Raw genomic sequence first — 6,652 nt, 5'->3', positions numbered from 1 at the left:
TGGTTAGAATACCGGCCTGTCACGCCGGGGGTCGCGGGTTCGAGTCCCGTCCACTCCGCCAACAAATTAAGTAATAACAATGATATCTCTGCGGAGTGGTAGTTCAGTTGGTTAGAATACCGGCCTGTCACGCCGGGGGTCGCGGGTTCGAGTCCCGTCCACTCCGCCATTTGATATCATAAACAAATTAAGTGCATTACCCCATGCACATACCACTGCGGAGTGGTAGTTCAGTTGGTTAGAATACCGGCCTGTCACGCCGGGGGTCGCGGGTTCGAGTCCCGTCCACTCCGCCATTTGTTTTCCTCAAGCAAATGATTATATAAGTCTTTACACTACGCCTTAGTATTTCCTTATACTGAAAACGTATCTCGTATCTCGTATCTCGTATCTCGTATCTCGTATCTCGTATCTCGTAAATTTCTTCCTATCTTGCTAATATTCTTCATTATTCCTATTTATTCAGCTTCTTATATCTGCATGAATAGCAAAGAATGGCGGCTCCACAACAAAAAGGAAATGCGTTATGAGTACATTCGGAACACAACTAAAACACTATCGCAGTGAGCTAAAACTAAGCCAACCAGAATTTGCTGAGCAAGTTGGAATAGAGCAAAGCTACCTTTCAAAACTTGAGAACGATAAATCAGTGCCTTCAAACGACACATTTCGTTCAATATTAACGGCGCTCAATCTAACAATTTGCGACTTTATGGAGCCATTAAAACATTCTGTAGATAAAGCGAGATTGATTAATGTGCCTGACATTGAAGCTTGGTATAAGCAACAAAGTAATAAGCAATTCATTAAACAGCGCTCATTAATCTATATTGCGATACTGTTAAGTGCGCTAGGTTGCGCCATGTTTTATTTAGGGCATCAAGAAAAGCTATTCAATACAACGTTCTATGAGTACAAATCATATGGTGTAGTGAAAGATAATGAACCAGATGGCATTTTTCATGATTGGCGAACGCTACTCGTAGAACAAAGCCGCGAGAAAATAGATGCTAAACGTCGAGAAATGATTAGCAGGCATGATTTTAAATTTATTATTTCAGCGGACTATAAAGGTATTTCGTTTGTAGAATCTGGCGAGCAAGGCAGGCGCTTATATAGCCTTACTTCAAAAACACCTATTATCAAGCCCCATAAAGGCCATGTGTGGCTTGAGTTTATAGGTATCTTATTGCTTGTAGTTGGTGCAGGTCTCATAACATTTGAGAGTAAACTGACAAGACAGCATTAATGAGTTGTAGAACCTGACGCGTGTTAGCTTGCGTCAGGATCTCGAGGAATTAAATGTGCAAATTGCTGCTGGTGGATTTGTTCATATAGGGTAGCTGCATAGCTTTGCGCATCATGTAATCTGCGCGTACTGATGTGTTTTCTAAGATCATCAAGTGCAGCCGTTGCAGGTTCATAACCTTGGCTACTTGCCAGACTTAACCACACCGCGCCATGAAAAACACTGTGTGGTACACCTTGCCCTTTGATGAAAAACAGCCCCATATAAAATTGCGCCCTATGGTTACCGGCCATAGCTGCTAAGCGCATCCATTTGGCAGCAAGGGGAGGCTGTTCATTTTTTAAATAATACAAAGCTTTGTTTAGTACGTTTTCAACAGATTGAGTACTTTTATTTGGCGCCGACCCTTTATCGGGTTGGGTAATAAAGGCAAGTACATTATCAAGCTGTTGCTCTAAATCTAAGCCTACTGGCGAATTATCAGACATAGTTTAGTTATTTTCTTGAAATAAAAGACCTTATTAGTTTAGAACATTGCAAGGTAAAATGTCCTCTTATTGAGATAAAATATGATAAAATTAGCCAATTAATCTCAACTTAAAGTTCAACATGTTCGAAAGACTTTTCAAAATCACTGAAAACAACACCTCTGTGCGCCGCGAGACTATTGCTGGCATCACAACATTCATTACCATGGTTTACATTGTATTTGTTAACCCTGCCATGCTTGCAGAAGCGGGAATGGATCAAGGTGCGGCATTCGTAGCAACCTGTATTGCTGCTGCAATTGGCTGTTTTATCATGGGTTTATGGGCAAACTACCCATTAGCACTGGCTCCGGGTATGGGCTTAAACGCCTTCTTCACTTATGGTGTTGTTTTGGGCATGGGCTACACTTGGCAAGCTGCATTAGGTGCAGTTTTTATGTCTGGTTGTATCTTTTTATTCTTAAGCCTATTTAAGGTGAGAGAGTGGATCATAGACGCTATTCCACTGGTATTAAAGCGAGCTATTGCCACAGGTATCGGTGCTTTCTTAGCGCTTATTGCATTGAAAAACGCTGGGATTATCGTAGCAAGCCCTGCAACCTTAGTGCAGTTAGGCGATATCACAGCCCCAGGTCCACTACTTGCGATTTTTAGCTTTTTTGTTATTGCAGCACTGTTATACCGCGATATGAAAAGCGGCGTACTTATCAGTATTTTATTAGTAACCGCAATTGCGCTTGGTTTAGACCTTGTGGAGTATCAAGGAATTATTTCAATGCCGCCTTCAATTGCACCAACCTTTATGCAATTGGATTTTGCAGCAGCATTCGAAATCTCAATGCTAACAGTGGTATTTGCGTTCTTATTTGTTGATTTGTTTGATACTTCAGGCACTTTAGTTGCTGTAACGCAAAAAGCAGGTATTGCTGATGAACAAGGTAAAATGCCTCGTTTAGGTCGTGCATTAAGCGCTGACAGCACAGCTACCATTGCAGGCTCAATGCTTGGTACGTCAACAACAACGTCTTACATTGAATCAGTAGCAGGTGTGTCTGTGGGCGGCCGTACAGGTCTAACTGCTGTTGTTGTAGGCATTTGTTTCTTGTTAATGATGTTCTTTGCGCCACTTGCTGGCATGATCCCAGCTTATGCAACGGCAGGTGCAATTTTATATGTAGCTGTGTTAATGATGCAAAACTTAAAGCTGGTAAATTGGGATGATATGACAGATGCCATTCCAGTGAGTGTGGTATTATTGATGACGCCGTTAACTTTCTCGATTGCTCACGGTATTGCGCTTGGTTTTATTTCTTATACTGCAGTGAAGTTGGTATGTGGTAAAAAAGATGAAATCAGTATTAGTGTGTGGGTATTAACAGCGCTGTTTATTGTTAAGTTTGCGTTTTTATCTTAATTTTCACAAAGCAAAGAAAAAGTGGTTTACCACTTTTTCTTTGGTGCGAATAACACGTCTAAATCGTCCTGCTCTTGTTCTGCTTTCTTCTTTAGTGACGTCGCATTTGATGCTTTCAACTCAGAGCTAATCGTTTCTAAATAACCTTCAACTTCTTGTCTTTTCGAGTTTACATATTCATCGCTATAGCTAACTGAGTTAAGCGTTGCCAGTGCTTTTTCGAAATACTGTCTGGCAGAGCCCACCATATTTGCTGAGCGAGCTGAAAGCCCACGCTTAATTTGGCTTTCTACGTTGATTCGAAGTTGTAGTTTTTCAAGGCGTTTATCTTCGGCAACAAATATTTGACTCTCGATTTTACCTTTACTATGTTCAGAGCGTAGCACTGCCCTTAGTTTTTTTATTCCTTGAATTAAAGAAATAAGCTGCTTATCGTTGTCTGGTAACACTAATGAGTCGCTATTATTCGCCTCAATTGGACCCCCTAAACGCTGTTTAGCTTCATTTAAGCGACTTTTGAGTTCCTTAGAACTTGGAGAGAGTTGTACCATACTTGCAAGCGCATCATATATACGGCGCTGAATAATACGTAGAATATTCTCAGACATGGGAATATTGGCACTGTTAAGCAGCACGTCTTCTGCCTCTTCAATGATTTTCTTTTGTTTAGTTAACTCTTTGCGGCGCTCTGCTTCTTGTTTTTCTTTGTGTTGTTGCACAGCACTGACCCATAATGCGATCACAATTAATGCAACAATGAGCATGATGATGATAGAAACAATCATTACTAAATCTCAGTTTTAACTATCTAATTTTTTTATATTACCTTAAAAAGATTAGATCTGAACAGTTTTGCGGTAGTTATCTCGAATAAACTTATTAAGTTTACTACTTTATAATGAGTATAGCGCTAAACTAACATCTTTATTGAATATTTTGCGAGTAAACACGGCTACCGAGCATTAATTTAATGTGTTAGCCTTAGAAACAATAGATATAAATGTATAGCGCGATGAAATATCGCTTGGCATTGCGCTTTGCAGCCTTTATAAATAAACAATAACAACGTTTACAATGCAGCCATGAAACTACAACAACTCAGATATATAGTCGAAGTCCAAAATCATAAACTGAATGTCTCAGCGACAGCCGAAAGTTTATTTACCTCGCAACCGGGGATCTCGAAACAAGTTCGTATGCTTGAAGACGAACTGGGCGTACAGATCTTTGGCCGTAGTGGCAAACACCTTACCCATGTAACCAGTGCCGGTAACGAAATAATTAATATTTCGCGAGAGATATTGTCGAAAGTTGAAGGTATTAAAGCGGTTGCTAATGAGCATACTTTGCCTGATCAAGGTAAACTTAACATTGCGACTACTCATACTCAGGCTCGTTACGCATTACCGAATGTTATTCAAGGCTTTATGAAAAAGTACCCGGCAGTTTCTCTGCACATGCATCAAGGAACGCCACAGCAAATTTCTGATGCGGCAGCACGCGGTGATGCTGACTTTGCCATTGCGACTGAGGCACTACATTTATACTCTGATTTAGTTATGTTGCCGTGCTATCACTGGAATCGCAGTATTGTTGTGGCAAAAACACACCCGCTTGCGCAAAAGGCTGATAACTTAACGGTTGCCGATGTGGCTAAATACCCACTGATAACTTATGTGTTTGGTTTTACTGGTCGTTCTGAATTAGATAAAGCTTTCAATGCTCATGGCCTTGAGCCACATATTGTCTTTACTGCAACGGACGCTGATGTCATTAAAACTTATGTTCGTTTAGGGCTAGGTGTGGGTGTTGTGGCGTCTATGGCGATTGATCAAATAACAGATACTGATTTAGTCTGTATTGATGCAAGTCACTTATTTGAAGCGAGCACCACTAAAATTGGTTTTCGAAAAGGCAGCTTCTTACGCAGCTACATGTATGATTTTATTGAGCGTTTTGCCCCGCACTTAACGAAAGAGCTGGTTGAACGAGCAAGTTTATTACGTAACCAAGAAGATGTTGATAAACTCTTCGAAAACATTGAGTTACCAGTAAAATAGAGATAAGAAAGCCGCTTTAAAGCGGCTTTTTATTATGCTTAAATTAACACTCGATGATATTAACTGCTAAGCCACCGCGAGCGGTTTCTTTGTATTTCGTTTTCATATCATTACCTGTATCGAGCATGGTTTTAATGACCTTATCAAGGGTTACTTTTTGCTCTCCAGAACCACGCATTGCAAGGCGTGACGCATTAATTGCTTTAATTGAGCCCATTGCATTACGTTCAATACACGGTACTTGTACAAGACCGCCAACAGGGTCACAAGTTAGACCTAGGTTGTGCTCCATGCCGATTTCAGCGGCGTTTTCAACCTGTACAACATTACCACCCATGATTTCAGTTAGTGCACCCGCTGCCATTGAGCAAGCAACGCCCACTTCACCTTGACAACCAACTTCAGCACCCGAAATTGACGCATTCTTTTTATATAAAATACCAATTGCTGCCGCCGTTAATAAGTAACGTGTTGCAATATCACGGTCTACTTCTTTAATGAAAGTGTGATAATACATTAATACCGCTGGCAAAATACCTGCAGCACCATTGGTTGGTGCGGTAACAACACGGCCGCCGGCAGCGTTCTCTTCGTTTACTGCAAGGGCAAATAAATCAACCCAATCCATAGCACGTAATGGGTCGTTGTTTACTTCAATATTTAATTTAAGGTGTAAACTTGGGGCACGGCGCTTTACTTTTAATCCGCCTGGTAAAATCCCTTCTGTGCGCATGCCACGCTCAATACAGGCTTTCATTACTTGCCAAATATTAAACAGCTCATCCTTGATGTCTTTTTCGCTGCGCAGGGTTTTTTCGTTATGCATCATAAGTGTTGATACACTAAACCCTGATTCACGGCATAGCTCTAATAACTCTTTAGCCGTGTTAAACGGATAAGGCGCTGGGTTTTCTTCGCGAATTTCGAGTGCTTTTTGTTTTTCGTTCTCGAACTCTTCATCACTGACGATAAAGCCGCCACCGATTGAGTAATACACTTTGCTGAATAACTTTTCGCCATTTTGGCTAGCAATGATTTCCATTGCATTTGAGTGTTTTGGTAGAGTTTTACGACGATGAAATACAATCGCACCTTGCTTAGGGAAATTGGCTTTATGGCTTTGGTTTAAATAAATAACCTGCTCTTTTTCGATTTTTGCGAGGATATCGTCGACTAAGTCAGCATCAATGGTTTCTGGATCATAACCGGCAAGGCCTAAGATCACAGCTTTACCAGAGCCATGGCCAATACCTGTTTGACCGAGTGAGCCAAATAGCTCAACTTTAATATCGGTGACGTTTGCAAGTAAGTTTTTTTCTTCTAGTTCGTTTACAAATAAACGCGAAGCGCGCATCGGGCCAACTGTGTGAGATGACGATGGGCCAATACCAATACTAAACATATCGAATGCACTGATCATAATTTGCTACTCATTTTTCTA

6 protein-coding genes and 2 tRNA genes are annotated in these 6,652 nt (G+C 40.9%); 5 read left to right on the top strand and 3 right to left on the bottom strand.

Features of this window, described 5'->3' with window-relative positions; all coding sequences use genetic code 11:
• The first annotated feature begins 92 nt into the window (after positions 1 to 92).
• From IMPJCBKJ_RS06720 to IMPJCBKJ_RS06710, 3 genes are all read left to right on the top strand, one after another.
• Positions 93 to 169: transfer RNA gene (locus IMPJCBKJ_RS06720), tRNA-Asp, on the top strand.
• A 50-nt stretch (positions 170 to 219) separates the two neighbouring features.
• Positions 220 to 296: transfer RNA gene (locus IMPJCBKJ_RS06715), tRNA-Asp, on the top strand.
• Between the two features lie 230 nt (positions 297 to 526).
• The gene (locus tag IMPJCBKJ_RS06710; RefSeq protein ID WP_138619351.1) at positions 527 to 1,249 is read left to right on the top strand and encodes a helix-turn-helix transcriptional regulator; all 723 of its coding nucleotides are present in this window, start codon (positions 527 to 529) and stop codon (positions 1,247 to 1,249) included.
• 23 nt (positions 1,250 to 1,272) lie between these two features.
• On the opposite strand, the gene IMPJCBKJ_RS06705 is transcribed toward IMPJCBKJ_RS06710, so the two are convergent.
• Positions 1,273 to 1,737, bottom strand: a complete 465-nt coding sequence (locus IMPJCBKJ_RS06705; RefSeq protein ID WP_054551621.1) for a sel1 repeat family protein — start codon at positions 1,735 to 1,737, stop codon at positions 1,273 to 1,275.
• A 121-nt stretch (positions 1,738 to 1,858) separates the two neighbouring features.
• On the opposite strand from IMPJCBKJ_RS06705, the gene IMPJCBKJ_RS06700 reads away from it, so the two are divergent.
• On the top strand, positions 1,859 to 3,151 hold the full coding sequence (locus IMPJCBKJ_RS06700) for an NCS2 family permease (RefSeq protein WP_054551620.1): 1,293 nt from the start codon (positions 1,859 to 1,861) through the stop codon (positions 3,149 to 3,151).
• A gap of 26 nt (positions 3,152 to 3,177) precedes the next feature.
• Here IMPJCBKJ_RS06700 and IMPJCBKJ_RS06695 read toward each other — a convergent pair whose 3' ends face one another.
• On the bottom strand, positions 3,178 to 3,936 hold the full coding sequence (locus IMPJCBKJ_RS06695) for a hypothetical protein (protein ID WP_054551619.1): 759 nt from the start codon (positions 3,934 to 3,936) through the stop codon (positions 3,178 to 3,180).
• 297 nt (positions 3,937 to 4,233) lie between these two features.
• Here IMPJCBKJ_RS06695 and cysB point away from each other — a divergent pair, with 297 nt between their 5' ends.
• Positions 4,234 to 5,211 carry an HTH-type transcriptional regulator CysB gene (gene cysB, locus IMPJCBKJ_RS06690; RefSeq protein ID WP_054551618.1) on the top strand — a complete coding sequence of 326 codons (978 nt, stop codon included), beginning with the start codon at positions 4,234 to 4,236 and terminating at the stop codon, positions 5,209 to 5,211.
• Positions 5,212 to 5,254: 43 nt separating this feature from the next.
• Here cysB and IMPJCBKJ_RS06685 read toward each other — a convergent pair whose 3' ends face one another.
• Complete coding sequence (locus IMPJCBKJ_RS06685) at positions 5,255 to 6,631, bottom strand: L-serine ammonia-lyase (protein ID WP_054551617.1); 1,377 nt, start codon at positions 6,629 to 6,631, stop codon at positions 5,255 to 5,257.
• Between the last annotated feature and the right edge of the window lie 21 nt (positions 6,632 to 6,652).

The sequence above is a fragment of the Pseudoalteromonas sp. MB47 genome (assembly GCF_011319765.1).
GTDB lineage: Bacteria > Pseudomonadota > Gammaproteobacteria > Enterobacterales > Alteromonadaceae > Pseudoalteromonas > Pseudoalteromonas simplex.
This window is presented reverse-complemented; position numbering and strand designations above follow the sequence as displayed.

Coding starts and splice junctions, on each gene's coding strand:
- IMPJCBKJ_RS06710 (WP_138619351.1), top strand. CDS start 527: ATGAGTACATTCGGAACACAACTAAAACACTATCGCAGTGAGCTAAAA.
- IMPJCBKJ_RS06705 (WP_054551621.1), bottom strand. CDS start 1,737: ATGTCTGATAATTCGCCAGTAGGCTTAGATTTAGAGCAACAGCTTGAT.
- IMPJCBKJ_RS06700 (WP_054551620.1), top strand. CDS start 1,859: ATGTTCGAAAGACTTTTCAAAATCACTGAAAACAACACCTCTGTGCGC.
- IMPJCBKJ_RS06695 (WP_054551619.1), bottom strand. CDS start 3,936: ATGATTGTTTCTATCATCATCATGCTCATTGTTGCATTAATTGTGATC.
- cysB (WP_054551618.1), top strand. CDS start 4,234: ATGAAACTACAACAACTCAGATATATAGTCGAAGTCCAAAATCATAAA.
- IMPJCBKJ_RS06685 (WP_054551617.1), bottom strand. CDS start 6,631: ATGATCAGTGCATTCGATATGTTTAGTATTGGTATTGGCCCATCGTCA.